Source organism: Pseudofrankia inefficax, assembly GCF_000166135.1.
Lineage (GTDB): Bacteria > Actinomycetota > Actinomycetes > Frankiales > Frankiaceae > Pseudofrankia > Pseudofrankia inefficax.
Genome location: NC_014666.1, coordinates 2155938 through 2174626, shown reverse-complemented (window position 1 = coordinate 2174626; position 18689 = coordinate 2155938). Strand labels below are relative to the sequence as shown.

Annotated in this window: 16 protein-coding genes; 6 read left to right on the top strand and 10 right to left on the bottom strand. The window is 71.8% G+C overall.

Annotation, left to right across the window (positions count from 1 at the left end):
* Nucleotides 1–308: 308 nt before the first annotated feature.
* From FRAEUI1C_RS08775 to FRAEUI1C_RS08735, 9 genes are all read right to left on the bottom strand, one after another.
* Nucleotides 309–725 (bottom strand): hypothetical protein, encoded by a 417-nt coding sequence (locus tag FRAEUI1C_RS08775; protein WP_198318731.1) that lies wholly within the window; start codon nucleotides 723–725, stop codon nucleotides 309–311.
* Nucleotides 726–747: 22 nt separating this feature from the next.
* On the bottom strand, nucleotides 748–1488 hold the full coding sequence (locus FRAEUI1C_RS08770; RefSeq protein WP_041259085.1) for an ABC transporter ATP-binding protein: 741 nt from the start codon (nucleotides 1486–1488) through the stop codon (nucleotides 748–750).
* Nucleotides 1489–1664: 176 nt separating this feature from the next.
* Nucleotides 1665–2408, bottom strand: coding sequence for an ABC transporter ATP-binding protein (locus FRAEUI1C_RS08765; protein ID WP_013422938.1), 744 nt, complete (start codon nucleotides 2406–2408; stop codon nucleotides 1665–1667).
* Nucleotides 2409–2429: 21 nt separating this feature from the next.
* A complete protein-coding gene (locus FRAEUI1C_RS08760; RefSeq protein WP_013422937.1) occupies nucleotides 2430–4763 on the bottom strand; it encodes a branched-chain amino acid ABC transporter permease in 2334 nt (777 codons plus the stop codon).
* Nucleotides 4764–4802: 39 nt separating this feature from the next.
* Nucleotides 4803–6218: an ABC transporter substrate-binding protein gene (locus FRAEUI1C_RS08755; protein WP_013422936.1), complete on the bottom strand. Its 1416-nt coding sequence runs from the start codon at nucleotides 6216–6218 to the stop codon at nucleotides 4803–4805.
* Between the two features lie 218 nt (nucleotides 6219–6436).
* Entirely contained in the window at nucleotides 6437–7459 is a 1023-nt protein-coding gene (locus FRAEUI1C_RS08750) for an epimerase (RefSeq protein ID WP_013422935.1), read from the bottom strand.
* A gap of 237 nt (nucleotides 7460–7696) precedes the next feature.
* Nucleotides 7697–7942, bottom strand: coding sequence for a hypothetical protein (locus FRAEUI1C_RS08745; RefSeq protein ID WP_157734873.1), 246 nt, complete (start codon nucleotides 7940–7942; stop codon nucleotides 7697–7699).
* 237 nt (nucleotides 7943–8179) lie between these two features.
* Nucleotides 8180–9442, bottom strand: coding sequence for an RNA polymerase sigma factor (locus FRAEUI1C_RS08740; RefSeq protein ID WP_157734872.1), 1263 nt, complete (start codon nucleotides 9440–9442; stop codon nucleotides 8180–8182).
* A 913-nt stretch (nucleotides 9443–10355) separates the two neighbouring features.
* On the bottom strand, nucleotides 10356–12149 hold the full coding sequence (locus tag FRAEUI1C_RS08735; RefSeq protein ID WP_232425347.1) for a protein kinase: 1794 nt from the start codon (nucleotides 12147–12149) through the stop codon (nucleotides 10356–10358).
* 281 nt (nucleotides 12150–12430) lie between these two features.
* On the opposite strand from FRAEUI1C_RS08735, the gene FRAEUI1C_RS08730 reads away from it, so the two are divergent.
* From FRAEUI1C_RS08730 to FRAEUI1C_RS08710, 5 genes are all read left to right on the top strand, one after another.
* On the top strand, nucleotides 12431–13177 hold the full coding sequence (locus FRAEUI1C_RS08730) for a Type 1 glutamine amidotransferase-like domain-containing protein (protein WP_013422931.1): 747 nt from the start codon (nucleotides 12431–12433) through the stop codon (nucleotides 13175–13177).
* Between the two features lie 98 nt (nucleotides 13178–13275).
* Nucleotides 13276–13953, top strand: coding sequence for a lipoyl(octanoyl) transferase LipB (gene lipB / locus FRAEUI1C_RS08725; protein WP_013422930.1), 678 nt, complete (start codon nucleotides 13276–13278; stop codon nucleotides 13951–13953).
* A complete protein-coding gene (gene lipA / locus FRAEUI1C_RS08720; RefSeq protein WP_013422929.1) occupies nucleotides 13950–14903 on the top strand; it encodes a lipoyl synthase in 954 nt (317 codons plus the stop codon). Before lipB ends, lipA begins: the two co-directional genes overlap by 4 nt.
* 319 nt (nucleotides 14904–15222) lie before the next feature.
* Entirely contained in the window at nucleotides 15223–15471 is a 249-nt protein-coding gene (locus FRAEUI1C_RS08715) for a hypothetical protein (RefSeq protein ID WP_232425346.1), read from the top strand.
* Between the two features lie 80 nt (nucleotides 15472–15551).
* The gene (locus FRAEUI1C_RS08710) at nucleotides 15552–16331 is read left to right on the top strand and encodes a DUF4191 domain-containing protein (RefSeq protein ID WP_013422927.1); all 780 of its coding nucleotides are present in this window, start codon (nucleotides 15552–15554) and stop codon (nucleotides 16329–16331) included.
* A 22-nt stretch (nucleotides 16332–16353) separates the two neighbouring features.
* Here FRAEUI1C_RS08710 and FRAEUI1C_RS08705 read toward each other — a convergent pair whose 3' ends face one another.
* Nucleotides 16354–16830 (bottom strand): RDD family protein, encoded by a 477-nt coding sequence (locus tag FRAEUI1C_RS08705; protein WP_157734871.1) that lies wholly within the window; start codon nucleotides 16828–16830, stop codon nucleotides 16354–16356.
* Nucleotides 16831–17012: 182 nt separating this feature from the next.
* On the opposite strand from FRAEUI1C_RS08705, the gene glnA reads away from it, so the two are divergent.
* Nucleotides 17013–18437, top strand: a complete 1425-nt coding sequence (gene glnA / locus FRAEUI1C_RS08700) for a type I glutamate--ammonia ligase (RefSeq protein ID WP_013422925.1) — start codon at nucleotides 17013–17015, stop codon at nucleotides 18435–18437.
* Nucleotides 18438–18689 lie beyond the last annotated feature (252 nt).

Sequence of the window (18689 nt, the reverse complement as noted above, 5' to 3'; positions counted from 1 at the left end):
TTCCGGTTTCGGCCCTCTGGTCGCCGTGTGTGGCCCCGTTTCGTAGCCACCAGAAGGCGGAACCGCCGGTCAAGGACACGGGCAGACGTTGGCCAGGCACGGCACTGCTGGTCGACGCACTCCTGCGGTCGACGCGCTCCTGGCCGCCCCATCACCGAGGGCGGTGTGAAGCCCGCGCCATGAGGCGGCGCGGATCGCGTGCGCGACGGGAGCAGCCCCGCCGGGGATGCCACGCTGAGAGGCCGCGGTGAGAGGCCACGCTGAGAGGAGCCCCACCGACGACAGCCCGGGGTCGCGGAGGGGTTGGCTTAGCCAGCGGCGGCGGCGTTGGACGACGGTTCGAGTTCCGGCGGCGGCAGGTGCGGCGAGGGCTCCGTCGATGCGGCTGCATGCACGCGTGGCTGGAATGCGGCGACCACCTGGTCGACCTGGCTTTGTGACTCGTATACCTGGCGCAGCAGCCAGAATCGGAGGAAACGTGCCAGCGAGGCGTACAGGAAGACCGCCCCACCGACACCGGTGACCCCGAGGAGCCCGATGGCCAGGACGATCTGCGACTGGATGTCACGGGGGTCGCTCAGGTTGCGGGAGGACTCGTAGACCAGTAAGTCGGCGATGATCCCGCCGGCCATCAGGACGATGCCCACGACCTGCAGGACGCCGTCCCGTCGCGCGTCTCCGGTCCGGATCTTCAGCCTCGACACGTCGGCCCTGAACTGGTCCACTCGGCCTTGTTCCATCGTTTCTTCACGCTCCCAGGTATGCGGCGGAGAGGTTCGCCTCGACCTCTGACGGTGCGCCGGCGTCGACGATCCGGCCATGGAGCATCACGGCCACCCGGTCGGCGATTGGCAGGACCGTGCGGGCGAACTGTTCGACGATGAGGATCGACATTCCGTCCGCCGCGAGCCGGCCGACGATCTCGTACAGCTCGCGTACGACCCGCGGGGCGAGCCCCATCGACAGCTCGTCGAGCAGCAGGACCGCCGGGCTGGTGCCGAGTGCCCTGGTCAGCGCCAACATCTGTTGCTGGCCGCCGGACAACGTGCCGGCCAGCTGCCCGCGACGTTCCCCGAGAATCGGGAACCTCGCGTAGGCGACCTCCTCGACGCCCGCGAACGAGGCGCGCGAGCCACGCGGCCGGCCCCGGCCGAGGCCCCGGCCTCGACTCCCGGCCTGGGCCTGAGACATCATCCAGAGGTTCTCCCGGACGGTGAGGTTCGGGAAGATGCCCCGGCGCTCCGGGACGGTGCAGACCCCCAGGCGCGCCAACGCCTCGGCCGAGGCTCCCGTCACCGTCCGGCCGGCGAGGCGCAGGTCCCCGGCAGAGGGCGGGTGCAGCCCGCAGCACACGTTCAGCGTGGTGGTCTTGCCCGCGCCGTTCGGCCCGAGCAGCGCGACCACGGAGCCCGCCGGTACCGCGAGGTCGACCCCGTGCAGCACCTCGATCGGGCCATACCCGGCGCAGACGCCGACCAGCTCCAGCAACGGCGGCCCCGCGGCGGTCCCAGTCGCACCGGTCCCAGCACTGGCAGGCCCGGCAGCAGCCGTGACAGCCCCAGACCCACCGATCCCAGCGCTGACAGTCCCGGCACCAGCCGCAATCGTCCCGGCCGCGTCAGTCCCGGTCGCGTCAGGGCCGGCCGCGTCAGGGCCTGGCCCGGTCATGTCGGGTCCGTCGGCGCGGAGCCCAGGTATGCGTCGATCACCGCGGGATCGGCGCGGACCACCTCGGGTGGACCGGCGGCGATGACCTTGCCGTAGTCGAGCACGTAGATCATCGTGCAGACCCCCATGACCAGCGTGACGTCGTGTTCCACCAGGCAGATCGCCAGGCCGTCCTGGTCGGCGAGACGGTGCAGCAGGCGACCGAACGCCGCCGTCTCCGGCTCGGTCTGGCCGGATGCCGGCTCGTCCAGCAGCAGCACCCTGGGCTTGGTCATCAAGGCCCGGCCGAGCTCGACGAGGCGGGCCTGACCGGTGGGCAACTCGGCGACGTCCCGGTCGGCGACCTCGGCGAGCCCGACGAGGTCGATGACGCGGCCGGCCTCCTGGTCGACGTCCACCCGTCCCCCGCGTCGCCAGGTGTTGCTGATCTGGCCGGCGACCCTGATGTTGTCGCGCACGGACAGGGAGACGAACGGTTCCAGGCGCTGGAAGGTCCGGGCGAGGCCACGGTGCGCCCGCCGGTACGGCGGCAGCCGGGTGACGTCCGCGCCGTCCACGAGCACCCGGCCCCGGGTCGGCGCGAGCAGCCCGGTGACGATGTTGAACAGCGTCGTCTTGCCGGCCCCGTTCGGTCCGATCAGTCCGGTGACCCGGCCTGGCTCGACCGACAGCGAGACGCCGTCGAGAGCCAGATTGCCGCCGAAGCGGACCGAGACGGCCTCGGTCTCAAGCATGGCCACGGCACGCCTCCCCTCTCACGGTCATGGCACGGCCACCGGGGCGGCGGACCTGACACCCGCGTCGGCGGCCGACCGCGCGGGCGTGGCCCGGCTGGCGGTGACCGCGGGCGGTTCAGGCAGCCCGAGCGCGCGATCGAGCAGCGCGCGGTGGGCCGGCGTGAACGGCACGTCGACGCCGACGAGCTCCAGCGGGACCTGGTCGCCGCCCGACGAGGCACCCGGCACCGCCGGGGCCACTCGCGCGGCCAGCCGGTCCAGCGCCGCCGAGGTGATCCGTGGCCACGCTGCCCCGAGCAACGCGGTGAGCGCGACGAACCACCAGTTGCTGATCGTGTCGGTGTAGGCGAGCAGGTAGAGCCCGGCTTCGACCGCCAGGCCGGCGCCGAACATGACCCGGGCCCGCCGGAACACCTCGTACCGCTCGATGAGGTCGTGGACGAAGCCGGTTGGGTTGCGGGACAGGGAGACCCCGATCAACGCGGGCAGCACGGTCGAGAAGTGGCCGAGGAAGGAGAAGAGGCCGTGCAGCGTCGCGTGGTCGGTGCCGACCTTCGCGAAGACGTCCTGAAGCGCGACGAAGCCGACCCCGGCGAGCAGGCCACCGGCGAGCGCTCCGCTGACGTACCCGATACCCGCGACTACCACAGTCATGACCAGCCCGAGGCTGACGAAGATCGTGAACCGGTCCGGGCTGACCGACACCACCGCCGCCGACATCAGCGCGCCGCCGACGCCGGCGATCGCCGCCGAGAGCATGAAGACCGACAGCTTGAGGCGGACGGGGTTCTGCCCGAGCGTGGCGCAGGCCGCCGGGCTGTCCTTCAGTGCGACGAGCCGCTGGCCGTAACCGCTGCGCCGTAGGGCGACCATCAGCACGCCTAGCACCGCGAACAGCACGGTCACGACCATCAGGAACTGGCCGCCGTTGGCCAGATCGATCGGCCCGAACCGGGGCCGCGGCACGTTGAGCGTCCCGTTGGGGAAGATCGAGAACTTGGTGTGCACCAGGGGCAGCACCCTCGGCACGGTGTCCGCGACCACCATCGTCGAGACGAACACCCCGAACGCCATCGTGGCCAGGGCCAGGTAGAGGCCGCGCAGGCGCAGCGCGGGCAGCGCGACGAGCGCGCCGACGACCGCGCACACCGCCGCCGCGAGCAGCAGGCCCCAGATCGTCATCCGGGTGTCCACGCCGTGCCCGGTGATGCCGTAGTGGTAGGCGATGATCGTGCCGATGGCGCCGAAGGACACCGGAGCCAGGTTGATCTCCCCCGCGTACCCGGTCAGCGGGACCAGCGAGAGCGCGATGATCGCGAAGGTCATCCCGGTGACCATCGTGTTGACGACGGTCGGGGCCATGATCTCCCTGAGCAGGAACATCACGACGACCAGCACGACCGCCCAGGCCACGGCCGAGCGCAGGGTCGGCACGCGGAACCGTTCGCGGGCCCTGGTGATCGTCGCACCGCGCAGCCGGTCCTGCGGCAGCCACAGCAGCACGACGAACAGCAGGATCATCGGCAGCGAGATCCGGAAGTCCGACGTCCACGTCCACCGTTCGCTGGGGAAGTAGGCGAGCACGTAGTTGTTCGCGAGGCCCAGCACGACCGCGCCGAGGAACGTCAGGGGCACGCTGCGCAGCCGGCCGAAGACCGCGGCGGCGAAGGCATCGATGACGAGCAGGGTCAGGGCGTTCGGGTCGAGGGAACCGCCGAGGATCGGGGTGATCAGGATTCCGGCGAGCGCCGCGAGCATCGAGCCGAGCGCCCAGGACAGCGTCGCCAGCCGCTCCGGGCGCCCGCCGGACAGCCGCAGCAGCGGCGGGTCGTCGACCACCGCGCGCATGCCGACGCCGGTGCGGGTCCGGTAGAAGAAGAACCGCAGCCCGACGGCGATCACGACCGCCATGACCAGGGCGATCAGCTCGTGGTAGGTGATCCGGCTGCCGGCCACGCGCACCTGGTGGGTACCGCCGAAGAAGTAGTCGAACCGCCGGGGCACGGTCGGGTCCCAGATCCAGTTCGCGAGGGCCAGCGAGCCGACGGTCAACGCGACCGTCACCGTGATCCGGGTGATCTCGGTGGTCTCGCGAAGTCCCCGCATGATCGAGACATGCAGCAGCGCCCCCAGCGCGGGCGCGAAGACGCCGAGCACGGCGACGAGAGCCAGCGGGGCCGGCCAGTGCCAGCCGAACCGGACCTGCCAGTAGACGAACGCCGACAGCATCGCGATCGAGCCGTGGCCGAAGTTGAAGATGCCGGACGTGGTGCAGGTCAGGACCAGCCCGGAGGCGGCGATCCCGTAGATCCCACCCAGCACCAGGCCCAGGATCGTGTACTGCAGAAACTGCTCCACCGCTGCGCCAGCCGTCCTCGAATCGGTCTCCCGCCCGCGCTATGCCTGGGGCCTGATGGCCTTGTCGGTCAGGTAGTTCGTGGCGATCCGGTCGGCGTTCAGCTTCACGGTCACGAAATCGGCCGGCAGCTTCACCGTGTAGCTCGGCGAGCAGTCGAAGGCGCCCAGCTTCGTCGGGTACACCTGGACGTACTTGGTGCCCTGGAGCCGCAGGAGCATGCCGCAGGTCGGACCATGGTTCTCGCCGGGGTCCGAGGCCGCGTGCAGGCCACCACCGGTCCATTTGGTGATCTTCGACAGCCTGTTGACCATGCACTGGCGGGTCAGCGTCGAGCCGCATTCCTTCGCGGCCGTCGCCCACAGCAGGAACGACGAGGTCGCCTGCGCGCCCAGCTGGCTGACGTCACCGCCGTCGGCCTTGACCACGTCGATGTACTTGCGCACCGCCGGGGTCTGGGCGGCCTGCTCCAGCGGGACGTAGGCGGTCCTCACGTAGACGTTGTCGGCCAGGTGGTTGGCGTTGAAGTCGGCGAGGCCCTGGACGTAGTTGTTGGTCTCCGTCAGCCAGAGCGGATGGAAACCGACCTGGTTCGCGGCCTGCAGCATGTTGTAGAGCTGGGGCCCGGCCGAGAGGGTGAACCAGACGACCTGTGCCCCGCAGTCCTTCAGCTTCTGCATGAACGGCTTGTAGTCCGGCTCGCCGAAGTAGTTGACGGTCTGGGTGCAGGGCAGCCAGTTCCAGCCGAACGGCTTCGACGCCTCGACACCGCGCTTCGTCGAGTAGTTCTCGGTCGCCAGCGTCGTGGTGTACTCGGCGGCCTTCTTGACGGCGTCCGGGTACAGCTTGGCGAACTGGGCGAAGAACGCCCCGACGGTCTCGTCGGCCGGGTTCGGCACCGCCTGGTACTGCATGGGGCCGTTGGCGAACTCGGGGCTCACCGAGAAGGTCGGCACCGACACCAGGTCGCAGGCGACCCGGGTCTGCTCACCGGTCGAGTCGAGCGCCCAGCCCTGGCCGACCAGCATGAAGGCCGAGCCGCAGGCCTCGGTCATCACGTTGTTCGTCTCGGTGATCTTGGCGTCGTAGAACGTGCCGTTGACCTGGCGGCCGTTGATGCCGCCCTGGTCGTCACACCACTTGATCATCGCCTTGACGGCGTCGCCCACCTCGTGCGAGAGGCCTGGACTGCCGGTGAACCCCCGGTCGTCCCCGTAGGCGATGTTGATCGCGGTGTCGGTGACGCCCTGGTCCGTCGCGCCCTTGGCGGTGCCCGGGCCGCACGGGCTCGGCAGGTCTCCGAAGGTCTGCCCGGCCGGCGCGGCGGTGGTCGCCTGGCCGGCAGCCCCGCCACCCCCGTCGGGACTCGCGCCTCGATGGCCGGCGCCACAGGCCGCGACCAGGACTGCCACGACGACCGGCACACCGAGCCGACGTAATCGGGACTTTCTCTCCATGGCACACCCTCGGCCCATCGGAGCCCATCTCACGAGCCCCCGGTGGTCGGGAACCGTATCGACGTTGAATCTGATGGTCAATCAGGGAATCGAGCAGGAGGCCAATCGGGAGCGGCCACACGCCAGGTCACCATGACACCGACCCCGGATCCGGTCTCCTGACATGTCGTCAGATGCGACCGCCGCTGGACGGCCTGCCGACGCCGGGCCGGCGTCGCTCAGCGGCTGAGGACGGCCCGCAGGGCTCCGGCCAGCTCGGGGTGGTGGAACTGGTAGCCGGCGTCGGTGAGGACGCGGGGCACGACCCGCTGAGAGGCGAGCGCCGCCTCGTCGGCCAGGCCGCCGACCACGGCGCGCAGCGCCAGCCGCGGCACCGGCAGGATGGCCGGGCGGCGCAGCACGGCCCCGAGGGTGCGCGCGAACTCCGCCCCGGTGACCGCGCCCGGCGCGACCAGGTTCACCGGCCCGGCAACGGCGACTCCGGTAACCGCCCGCACGGTGGCGCCGCCACCGGTGGGCCCGTGGTCGCCGCCGGGAACCGGTCCGTCAGCCGCCGGTCCGTCAGCCCCCTGGCCGTCCTCAGCCAGCAGGAAGCGGGCGGCCGCCACCCAGTCGTCGAGGCTGATCCAGGACACCCACTGCCGGCCCGAGCCGAGCCTGCCGCCGACGCCCAGCCGGAACAGCGGTAGCTGTCGGGCGAGGACGCCGCCCCGGCCAGCCAGCACGACCCCGCTGCGCAACAGGCATACCCGGACGCCAGCGTCGGCCGCCGGGGCCGTGGCGGCCTCCCAGGCACGCACCACGTCGGCGAGGAACCCGGTTCCGGCGGGGGCCGACTCGTCCACCGGCTCGTCGGCGGACACGCCATACCAGCCGGTGCCACTCGCCGACAGCAGCACGACCGGCCGACCGCCATCGCCGGCCGCCTCGCCCGCGGTACGGCGCGCGGCGAGCGCGCCCGCGAGCAGTCGGGTGCCGTGGACACGGCTGTCGAGGATCTTCTGCCGGTAGGACTCGGTCCAGCGGTGGTCGCCGATGCCGGCGCCGGCCAGGTGCACCACCGCGTCCACACCGGCGAGGACCGAGGCGTCGAGCTGGCCGCCGTCAGGATCCCAGCGCGCCTCGTCGGGGCCGCGGGGCTCCCGGCGCACAAGGGTGACGACGGCATGCCCATCCGCCCGCAGCGCGGGCACCAGCGCGGACCCGAGCAGCCCCGACGCCCCGCTCACCACGATCCGCATGCCCCCACCCTCCCCACCGGTCCGCCATCGGAATCATCCCGCGAGGCGGCGGATCGGGCCCGTATCCGCGCGGGAGGTTCCGTGGGTGCCAGTGCCGTGACCGCAGAGTAGGCCGGGCAGAGTGATCGCCGTTTTCGCCCTCAGGTGGTCGTGAATCTGCTCTTCTCGCAACCGTCTGAGAGCCAAAACGGCAATCATGTTCGGGTTCGGAGCGGTCAGACGCTGTCGGAGGCGACGCTAGTCCTCCCCCGCCCAGGCCTTCGTGGAGAAGGTCATCGCGAGGTAGCGGGCGAGCTGACCGAGCGGCTCATCGGGATAGACACCGGCGAGCTCCTCGAGCAGCCGGGACGCGACCATAGTCTCCGCCTCGGTGAGCAGCACCGCCTGCGCCGAGATCGGCCGCTCCAGCCGCCACGACAGAACGCGAGCGAACTCGTCCCGTTCCCACGGCTCACCATCAAGATCACGCGCAACACTAGTCAACCGAGCCACCGGATCCGGACCACCACTCACGACGGCCCTCTCTCACCCCGGCTCGATGACCCGGACCAAACGACGCAACCCAGCCACAGCACCGGACGACGCAACCCAGCCAAGATGCCAAGTGAGATACGCCCCCCACCCCCGACATCCACCTTCGCGGACATCAGGGGTTGAGAGGGCGCTCAGCGCCCGAGGCGAACGGCCAGAGGCGCGCAGCGCCGTCTCTGGCCGAGCGCCCTACTCGAGGTAGTCCCGCAGCTTCTGCGACCGGGACGGATGACGCAGCTTCGACAACGTCTTCGACTCGATCTGCCGAATCCGCTCCCGCGTCACCCCGAACTCCCGACCAACCTCCTCCAACGTCCGAGGATGCCCATCGGTCAACCCGAACCGCAGCTGGATGACCTTCTTCTCCCGATCCGACAACGTGTGCAACACCGAGTCCAACTGCTCCTGCAACAACAGGAAACTCGCCGCGTCCACCGGGACGACCGCGTCCGAGTCCTCGATGAAGTCACCCAGGTGGGAGTCCTCCTCCTCACCGATCGGCGTCTCCAGCGAGATCGGCTCCTGGGCGACCTTCTGGATCTCCCGGACCTTGTCCGGGGTCAGGTCCATCTCCTTCGCGATCTCCTCCGGCGTGGGCTCGCGGCCCAGGTCCTGGAGAAGCTGCCGCTGGATCCGGATCAGCTTGTTGATCGTCTCGACCATGTGGACCGGAATACGGATCGTCCGCGCCTGATCCGCGATCGCCCGCGTGATCGCCTGCCGAATCCACCACGTCGCATACGTCGAGAACTTGTAACCCTTGGTGTAGTCGAACTTCTCGACCGCCCGGATCAGACCCAGATTCCCCTCCTGGATCAGATCCAGGAAAAGCATCCCCCGGCCGACGTAGCGGCGGGCGATCGACACGACCAGCCGCAGGTTCGCCTCGACGAGACGGCTCTTGGCGATCTCGCCGTCGCGCTCGACCCACACCAGCTCACGACGCAGGTCACCTACCAGGCCGTTTTCGGCGGCGAGCTTCTCGGCGGCGAACAGGCCGGCCTCGACCCGCTTGGCGAGGTCGACCTCCTCCTCCGCGGTGAGCAGGCGGACGCGGCCGATCTGGGAGAGGTACTGGCGGACGCTGTCGTGCGACATCCGGTCGGCGGCCGACGCGGCCGGCGTCGGCTGCTCGTCGTCGCGCTCTTCCTTCTCGGTCTCCGCCTCGGCGTTCGCGTCGAACTCGGCGTCCTCGGCGTCCTCCTCGTCACCCCCCGCGGCGCGAGGCGTCGGGGTGCCCTCGGTCGGCGGCGGCGGCGCGGGCTTCTCGGCCTCGGCCGTCTTGCGGCGCGAGGCCGCCGCGCCACCGGCCGCGGTCCGGCGCGAGCCCTTCGTGGCTTGCCGGGGGGCCTGCGCCGTCGGCTGCCCCGCGCCCTGGGCACCGGGCTCCTGCGCGGACGGCTGCCCCGAGGACTGCGTGACAGGCTGTGTCGCGGGCTGTGTCAACGCCACCCCTCCCGAATTCTGTTGCCGGAATGACGATGATGGACCGATCTGGCGTGATCGACCGACCTACAGTAATCGCTCAGGAGACCAAGACTGGGGGATGCGCACGCGTTAGCCAAGATCGCACCTCCTCTGCTCTCCCGCTCGACCCGCGTCGCCCACCGTGGCGGGCATCACCGATGTATTGACCGAACTACGGCATTGACTGAACTACGGCGTTGACTAAACTACGGTGTTGTAGTACAGTGGCGCAGTTTCGCCCCTAGGATACGACACAGATGGCCAGGATGGGCGGGAGCGGGCCGGCCTGTTGGCCGCGGCCCGGCCGCCCGCAAGCCAGACCGAGATCGTGTGCCGTCCTCCGGGGCGCCTTCCCACCAGCCGTATGGTCTTCCCGCGGCTCGCCTCCCAGGTCCGTCCACGCTGACCGCCGGGGAGCCACATTCCAGTCGGCTGACTCCGCGTTTCGCCCAGCGGGCCGGGCACGCCGGCCGGCTGCCGGCAAGGTCCCCCTCGCCAGACCGCGCGCCGCTGTCCTCGGGACGCTACTCCACCGGACACAGTTCTCGAGCCGCACAATCTCGGCCCCGGCCCCACCACGTGTGGCCCACGCGGCCATGCCGGTGGCCCGCCGGCCCCGTTCGACGCCTTCCGATCCAACCGGGTCGGCATGCATGACCCGCATACTTTCGCACGTCGGCGCGGCCAGGGCGGGTGGCGCGCGGAGGGCACGGCGCGAGGGCACCGTGCCGAGCTGCTCGGACTCGTCCATTACTGCCCATCTCCCCGGCCGGGTTGGCGCGGCCACGCCGGCGAGCGGACCCGTGATCGTCCCGAGAGTCCCGCCATAGTCGCACGATCTGCTACCCGTCACCACACCGTCACGGCACCTCTCGGGCCAGGCTCGCTGGCCCGCTGGTCAGGCCACCGGTACGCGCTGGGAGATACGCCAGCCGTCAGCGGTGCGGACCAGCGTCACGTCGCCCCGTTTCGGCCCCTCCGCGTCCTTGTGCGCGAGGACCGTCCCGGCGGCGTCCAGGAAGTCGTACGCGTCGAGCTGGTCGGTGACCCGCAGGACGGCCTGGTCGGTGCCCTGCTGGCGGACCTGCAGGTCGAGGATGTGGGTCGTCAGCGCCGAGGTGTGCGCGCCGCGCCCGGCGACCTCCCGCAGCGTCTGCAGGTCCTGGACGTAGAGGGCGCTGCCGACCTGGTAGACCGCCGCCAGCGCGGACTCGTCATCGTGCTCGAACGCCCGGCTGCGGGTCGTGTTCAGTCCGGCGAGGAGCGTCCGCCATGCCTGGTCGGGCGCCGGGCTCGCCGAGCTGGGCCGCGCGGTGGCGGACCGCCCGCCGGCCGGGCCGCTCGCCGCCGACACCGCCGTGCCCACGTCGGGCCGGCCGGACGAGCCGGGCCTGTTCAGCAGCACCACGGCGACCACGACCGCGGTCAGGCCGACCCCGGCCGTCAGGGCGAGCAGCCAGCCCCGCGGCCCGGGCTGTGCCCCCCGGCTGCCCTGTCGTGGGGGGTGCGTGCCACTCCCCCGCCCGGCTGGACGCGACCCCGGCCGCTGACCTGGATGGTCCCCGGAACGCGGCCGGTCCTCTGGCCGCGCCGAACGGCCCGGCCGTGACCTGGTCGGGCTGGCGCCGTCGGGCCGCTGCCGGCCGCCGCGGGTCCTGTCGGGGCGGTGCCGTGTGTCAGGGTCGCCCAGCGGGACGGGGCCGTCGTCCGGCGGCAGCACGGGGAGCAGCGCGGCGTCCCGATCGACGACGTCGCCCTCCAGGATCGCCGCGTCGGCGGCCGGGCCACCGGGGTCGCCGTCGAGGTCCAGGTCGGGCCAGTCGCCGGGATGGCCCGGCTCCGGTCCTTCTCGCGGCTCAGGACCACCACGCTCAGGACCACCACGGTCAGGACCACCAGGCTCAGGGCCGCCGCGGTCCTGGCCGCCCGCGCCCGCGCCCAGGCTTCGGCGCAGGCCGTGCAGCTCGGTCGTCGCCTGGGCGTCCCCGCCGTGGTCGGGAGCCGCCGGCCGGGGTGGGCTGATCATCTGGACGGGCGCGGGTCGCGCGCTGTGCGCGAGGTTCGAGGCGAGCTCGGCGGCGCTCGGGCGTCGGGCCAGGTCGGGGACGAGCGCGGTGGCCACGGCGACCGCCACCGCCGCCGCGTCCGGCCCGGTCGCCTGGGCCATCAGGTCCAGCAGCAGGTCGGCCAGGTCGTAGACGTCGACCGGGGCGACCAGGCCCGGTTCGGGCGGCCCGGGCGGCGGGATGCCGAGCGCACCGACCCCGACGCCGGCCAGCTGGGGGCGACCGTTCGGCTCCAGCAGGATGTCGGCCGGGCCGAGCGAGCCGTGGACGAGCCCGGCGGCGTGCGCCGCGGTCAGCGCCTGCGCGACCGGCAGACCGATCGTGACGACCTCGCCCGGCTCCAGCCGCCCGCGCGCGCCGATCAGTCGGCGCAGGCTGACCGCCTCCGGTACCTGCTCCATCACCACAGCCAGGCCGTCCTCGACCTCGCTGACCGCCAGCACGGGCACCAGGTGCGGATGGCGCAGCTCGATCAGCGGCCGGGCGGCGGCCACGGCCCGGCGGCGGCGGGCCGCGTCGCCGGGCAGCCGCACCAGCCGGACCACGCACGGCTCGCCGGCAGGCTCCAGTCTGCCGGCCCAGACGTCTCCGGCGCCCCCGTCCGGGGCCCGACCCGTGATCGTCACGCCCGCCACGGCCGGAGCTCCCGGCCCGGCGGACCGGCCGGCCGGGTCCGGGCGGGCGGGCGGACGCGGCGCGCCGGCGCTCGGCGTGCCCCCGGGACCGTCGGGGCGGGGCGGATCTGTCCCGAATCCGTGCGACGAGGTCACGACCCGCGACGCTAGGCCGATTGAGGCCGCTTGTCGGGGTTCTGCCGTGGGTTGTGGATAACTTCTTGGCAGTGACCGGCGAGCCGGCCACGTCCGCCCCGAAGCCCGAGGCGGTCCACGCAGACGGGAGCCCAGCGGTGAACATCCTCGCGACCAGCGCCGGCTACCGCCCGGACGGCCGGGGCGGCGCCCGGATCGGGCCGATGATCGAACACGCGATCGCGCTGTCCGAGGCCCAGGAGCGGCCACGCGTCTGCCTGCTGGAGACCGCGCTCGGCGACCACCCGGTCGCCTACCTGCGGTGGTACGAGGCCATGAGCCGTGATCGCCCGGACGTCCGGGCCAGCCACCTGGCGCTGTTCCCGATGCCCAACGTCGACGACGTGCGCGCGCACCTGCTGTCCCAGGACGTCATCTGGGTCGGCGGCGGCAGCGTCGCGAACCTGCTCGCCGTCTGGCGCACCCATGGCCTGCCGGAGATCCTCGCGGACGCCTGGCGGGCCGGGGTGGTGCTCGCCGGGGTGTCCGCCGGGTCGCTGTGCTGGCACGTCGGTGGTACCACCGACTCGTTCGGGCCCGAGCTGCGCCCGGTCACGACCGGGCTGGCGCTGCTGCCGTTCAGCAACACCCCGCACTACGACTCGGAGCCCGGCCGCCGGCCGCTCTACCAGAAGCTCGTCGGCGACGGCGTCCTGCCACCCGGCTGGGCCACCGACGACGGCGTCGGCCTGCACTTCCGGGGCACCGAGCTGGTCGAGGCGGTCGCCGACCGGCCGGGCGCGAAGGCCTGGCGGATCGAGCTGAGCGACGACGGAGCGGTCGTGGAGAGCGCCGTCGAGCCGAGGCTCCTGCCGGACCCGCGCGTGCCGGACCCGCGCGGCTGAGGGCACCCGCGCCGACGCGGTCCGTCGGCGCCGCTCGGGCTCCCGTGGTAGCGATCATGTGGTAAGGCGGAGCGGCGCGCTGGTTGTAGGCTGACCTGGTGGATGTTCTCCGGCTGCCGGTGGTTCCATACCTCGAGGCGTGGGAGCTGCAACGCGACCTGGCGGCGAAACGCGGCGCCGGCGAGGCTCCCGACACGCTGATCCTGCTGGAGCATCCGGACGTCTACACCGCCGGCCGGCGCACGGAGGACGCGGAGCGCCCGTTCGACGGCACCCCGGTCGTCGACGTCGACCGAGGCGGCAAGATCACCTGGCACGGGCCGGGCCAGCTGGTCGGCTACCCGATCCTCGCGCTGCCCCGCCCGCTGGACGTGGTCGCCTACGTCCGGGTGCTGGAGGACGCCATGATCGCCGTCTGCGCCGAGTTCGGCGTGCCGACGCACCGGGTCGAGGGCCGGTCCGGCGTCTGGACCATGGACGACGGCCGCAAGCTCGGCGCGATCGGCATCCGGGTCCGCCAGGGCGTCACCTCCCACGGCTTCGCGCTCAACTGCGAGCCCGACCTGGCCGCCTTCAGCCGGATCATCGCCTGCGGCATCACCGACGCGAGCGCCGGCAGCCTCACCGGGGAGCTCGGCCGGACCGTCACGGTCGCCGAGGCCCGCCCGGTCGTCGAGCGGCACATGCTCCACCACCTGGAGGCCTTCCTGGCCGGTGGCCGCCCGTCGTCCGGCGACGGCGCGATCCTGCCGACGGCCGCGGCGGTGTCGGCGTGAGCGCCGGACCCGCCGCCGCGGAGGGACGCCCGCTGCTGCGGCTGGAGGCGCGCAACGCGGCCACGCCGATCGAGCGCAAGCCGCCGTGGATCCGGACCCGGCTGCGCACGGGGCCCGAGTACACCGACATCAAGAACCTGGTCCGCGCCGAAGGCCTGCACACGGTGTGCGAGGAGGCCGGCTGCCCCAACATCTACGAATGCTGGGAAGACCGGGAGGCGACGTTCCTGATCGGCGGCGACGTCTGCACCCGCCGGTGTGACTTCTGCCAGATCGACACCGGCCGGCCCACCCCGCTGGACGTCGACGAGCCGCGCCGGGTCGCCGAGTCGGTCGCCACCATGGGGCTGCGCTACGCCACCATCACCGGCGTCGCCCGCGACGACCTGCCCGACGGCGGCTCGTGGCTGTACGCCGAGACCGTCCGGGCCGTGCACGCCGGCTCGCCGGGCACCGGCGTCGAGGTGCTCATCCCCGACTTCGGCGGCCAGCCGGACCAGCTGGCCGAGGTGTTCGACGCGGCGCCCGAGGTGCTGGCCCACAACCTCGAGACCGTCCCCCGGATCTTCAAGCGGATCCGGCCCGCGTTCCGCTACGAGCGCTCCCTGCAGGTGCTCACCGCCGCCCGCGCGGCCGGCCTCGTCACGAAGTCGAACCTCATCCTCGGCCTGGGCGAGACCGACGCCGAGATCGAGACCGCGATGACCGACCTGCACGCCGCGGGCTGCGACCTGCTGACCGTCACCCAGTACCTGCGCCCGACCCCACGCCACCACCCGGTCGAGCGCTGGGTGCGCCCGGAGGAGTTCGTCGCCTGGGCCGAGCGTGGCGAGCAGATCGGCTTCGCCGGCGTCCTCGCGGGGCCGCTCGTCCGCTCGTCGTACCGCGCCGGGCGGCTTTACCAGCAGGCCATCGCCGCCCGGTCGAGCCAAGGCGTTGCCCACTTGTAGGGGTGCGATGACCTCACGTTGTGCCCAAGAACACGCACGCCCGGCACCGATACGAGTGGTGACCGCTCCGGTACGCGACTAGGCTCACGGACAGCGTCACGGCACGTCTCACAGCGTCACGAACTCGGATACGGGGCAACTCGGACACGGGGGTACTCGGGCGCGGGCCCGGCTCGGGCGGCGTCGTCACTCGGGCAGCGGCCTGCCGGCCCCCCCGCGAGTGACCGGCGCTCGGCAGCTTCCGCGCACCGGTGGGACGACGACCGCGTCGGGAGAACGACGACCGCGTCGGGAGGGCAAACCCGCTGTGTTCCGCTCCATGCTGTCCACGCTCGAAGAACTGACCCTGCTGATCCTGCCGCACGGCGGGCAGCGCACCGCCCGCCGCAACGCCTGGCGGGCGGCCACCGACCTGCATGTGACCTCCGGCTACCGCTGGGCCGACGGCGGCACCGGATCCGTCGGCGCGCTCGCCCCGGTGACGCCGCGAGGAGCCGGCGCCGCCCGCGCGATCGTGCCGGCGATCCCGACGCCGGCTCCGGCACGGGCGGCCATCGCGCACCGCTGACGGCACGCGCGGCACCTCCGGCGGCCCGGCGCCCGGGCCTGCGGATCGCGCCCGTGGCCAAAAGCCGTAGGCTCGCGGGCATGGCACTGAGGAAGAAGCCGGCGGGCGCCGCCCCCGCTCCGGCATCGCCCACGACACGCGGCGCGAAGGGCCCCACGAGCAACGGCGCGGGCCCTGGGAACCAGGCTGACGGCGAGTCCGGCTTCAAGAACCGGATGCGGCAGATCAGGCTCGTCTTCAAGGTCACGCGCGAGCGCGACTCGAAGCTGGTGCCGATCCTGCTGGGCGGTTTCCTGGCCCCGTTCGCCGTGCTCCTCGTGCTGGGCTTCCTCATCGGGCCGATCTGGCTGTGGGCGCCGTTCGCGGTGCTGCTCGGCCTGCTGGTCGCGGTCAACCTGTTCAGCCGGCGGGTGCAGAACAGCGCCTACGCCGAGCTGGAGGGCAAGCCAGGCGCCGCCGCGGGCATCGTCGAGCGGATGCGCGGTGACTGGCGGCTGACCCCGGCCGTCCAGGTCAACCGGAACCAGGACGTCGTGCACCGGGTCGTCGGCCGGGCCGGCATCATCATCATCGCCGAGGGGCGGGGCCGCGGCGCCCGCGAGCTGCTCGCCACCGAGATCCGCCGGATCCGCAAGGTCGCCGGGGACGTGCCGATCACCGACATCGTCGTCGGCACCGGCGAGGGCGAGGTCCCGCTGCCGAAGCTGCAGCCGACCCTGATGCGGATGCGCCGGACGCTGAAGCGCGGCGAGGTCGACCAGCTCGACCGCCGGCTCAAGGCCGTCGCCGGCTCCGGGCCATCGCTGCCGATCCCGAAGGGCCCGGTCCCCCGCAACGTCCCGCGCGGCAAGATCCGCTAGGAAGCGCCCCAGGTCGGGGCGCTCAGCCGCGCCTGCCGACGCGGACCGGGGCCGTGCCGGCGGCGCGGTCATGCAGGCCGCGCAGGTCACGGTCGACGAAGAAGACCGGGAGCAGCAGGCCGAGCAGCACGGTGCGCACCAGGATCAGCGGGAACCGCTGGCGGCCACCGCCGGGAACGCGGACGACCCCGAGGCCGAACAGGCGCATGCCGATCGTCTGCCCGGTCAGGCTGAGCAGCACCAGCTCCTCGAGCAGGAAGATCCCGTAGACCACGAGGCCGCGGGCCGAGCCCGACAGGGCGACGCCGAACAGGGCGGGCACGCCGGCCAGCAGGTTGGCGAGTATCCCGTCGACCACGTAGGCGCCGAACCGCGCGCCGAGGCTCGCGAGCGAGCCGGGGCCCTCGGCTGGCAGCCCCAGCCTCTCCCCCGGTGGGCCGCCCGCGTCGGCGCGCACGGATCCAGGGCCTTCCAACCAGCGTCCGAGCTCCTGTCGCACGGCGCAAGCTTATGCGTCCCGGGATCCGGCCAGAAAACGGTCACCCATCGTGACGAACACGCACCAGGCTACCCCGGCGAAACATGACCGCCATGTGCCCATCACACCGCAGGGTTACGCAGCGCGTCCGGACATGGGTATCCTGTCGGACCGGGAAGCGACACCATACAGGTGGAGGGTGAATGTTCGCCAACGCCGACGAAGTACTCCGCTACATCAGGGACGAGAACGTCGAGTTCATCGACGTCCGTTTCTGCGACCTGCCGGGGATCATGCAGCACTTCACGATTCCGACGGAGGTCTTCACGGAGTCGATCTTCACCGACGGCCTGATGTTCGACGGGTCCTCCATCCGCGGTTTCCAGGCTATCCATGAGTCGGACATGCTGCTGTTGCCCGACCCCCGGACCGCTTTTCTCGACCCGTTCCGCGAGCACCGGACGCTCGCGATGACCTTCTTCATCCACGACCCGATCACCAAGGAGGAGTACTCCCGCGACCCGCGCAACGTGGCCCGCAAGGCGGAGGCCTACCTGCGCGGCTCGGGAATCGCGGACACGGCCTACTTCGGGCCGGAGGCGGAGTTCTACATCTTCGACGACATCCGCTACGAGTACACCCCGTACGGCTCGCTGCACCGGGTCGACTCGGTCGAGGCCGCCTGGAACAGCGCGCGCAAGGAGGACGGCGGCAACCTGGGCTACAAGCCGCGCTACAAGGGCGGCTACTTCCCGGTGCCACCGACCGACCACTTCACCGACCTGCGCTCCGAGATGGTGAAGACGCTGATGAAGGTCGGCATCACCGTCGAGATGCAGCACCACGAGGTGGGCACCGCGGGCCAGGCGGAGATCGACTTCCGGTTCGACACGCTGCTGAAGACCGCCGACAACCTGATGCTCTACAAGTACGTGATCCGCAACGTCGCCCGCGACCGGGGCCGCACGGTCACGTTCATGCCGAAGCCGCTCTTCCAGGACAACGGCTCGGGCATGCACGTCCACCAGAGCCTCTGGAAGGACGACGGGCCGCTGTTCTACAGCCCCGAGGGCTACGGCGGCCTGTCGGAGCTCGCCCGCCACTACATCGGCGGCCTGCTGCACCACGCCCCGGCGCTGCTGGCGTTCACGAACCCGACGACGAACTCCTACCGGCGCCTCGTGCCCGGCTACGAGGCACCGGTGAACCTGGTCTACTCCGCCCGCAACCGGTCCGCGTGCTGCCGGATCCCGCTGGGCGGCGACTCGCCGAAGGCGAAGCGGATCGAGTTCCGGGTGCCCGACCCGAGCTGCAACCCGTACCTGGCGTTCTCCGCGATGCTGATGGCCGGGCTGGACGGGATCAAGAACAAGATCGAGCCGCGCGACCCGATCGACAAGGACCTCTACGAGCTGCCCCCGGACGAGCTCGCCTCCGTGCCGCAGGTTCCCGGCTCGCTGGAGGCGGTGCTGGAGCACCTGGAGGAGGACAACGAGTTCCTCACCGCGGGCGACGTGTTCACCCCGGACCTGATCGAGACCTGGCTCGACTACAAGCGCACCAACGAGGTCGACGCCATCCGACTGCGTCCGCACCCGTTCGAGTTCGAGCTCTACTACGACATCTGAGGCAGCCCAGCCAAAGGCCGGGAATATCCGGACGAGCCCCACCGCCCCAGCCGGGCGGTGGGGCTCCGCCTTTCCCGGGCTTTTTCACGCCGTCACGGCCGGCCTTTGGGAAAAATGTGACGGCTCGTTTCGCGGCGACTACCGCGCCCGTGCGGCCGCCGGTATCCCGGCCGAGGCCGGCCCGATCCGGGCCGGCCTCGGGGCCGATTCTTCTACCGGGATGTGGCACGAGCCGTGTTTCACGGTGATTTC

Bases quoted from the DNA above. Each gene is read 5' to 3' on its own strand.
- FRAEUI1C_RS08755 (WP_013422936.1), bottom strand. From the start codon at position 6,218: ATGGAGAGAAAGTCCCGATTACGTCGGCTCGGTGTGCCGGTCGTCGTG.
- FRAEUI1C_RS08750 (WP_013422935.1), bottom strand. From the start codon at position 7,459: ATGCGGATCGTGGTGAGCGGGGCGTCGGGGCTGCTCGGGTCCGCGCTG.
- FRAEUI1C_RS08715 (WP_232425346.1), top strand. From the start codon at position 15,223: ATGCTGTCCACGCTCGAAGAACTGACCCTGCTGATCCTGCCGCACGGC.
- FRAEUI1C_RS08710 (WP_013422927.1), top strand. From the start codon at position 15,552: ATGGCACTGAGGAAGAAGCCGGCGGGCGCCGCCCCCGCTCCGGCATCG.
- glnA (WP_013422925.1), top strand. From the start codon at position 17,013: ATGTTCGCCAACGCCGACGAAGTACTCCGCTACATCAGGGACGAGAAC.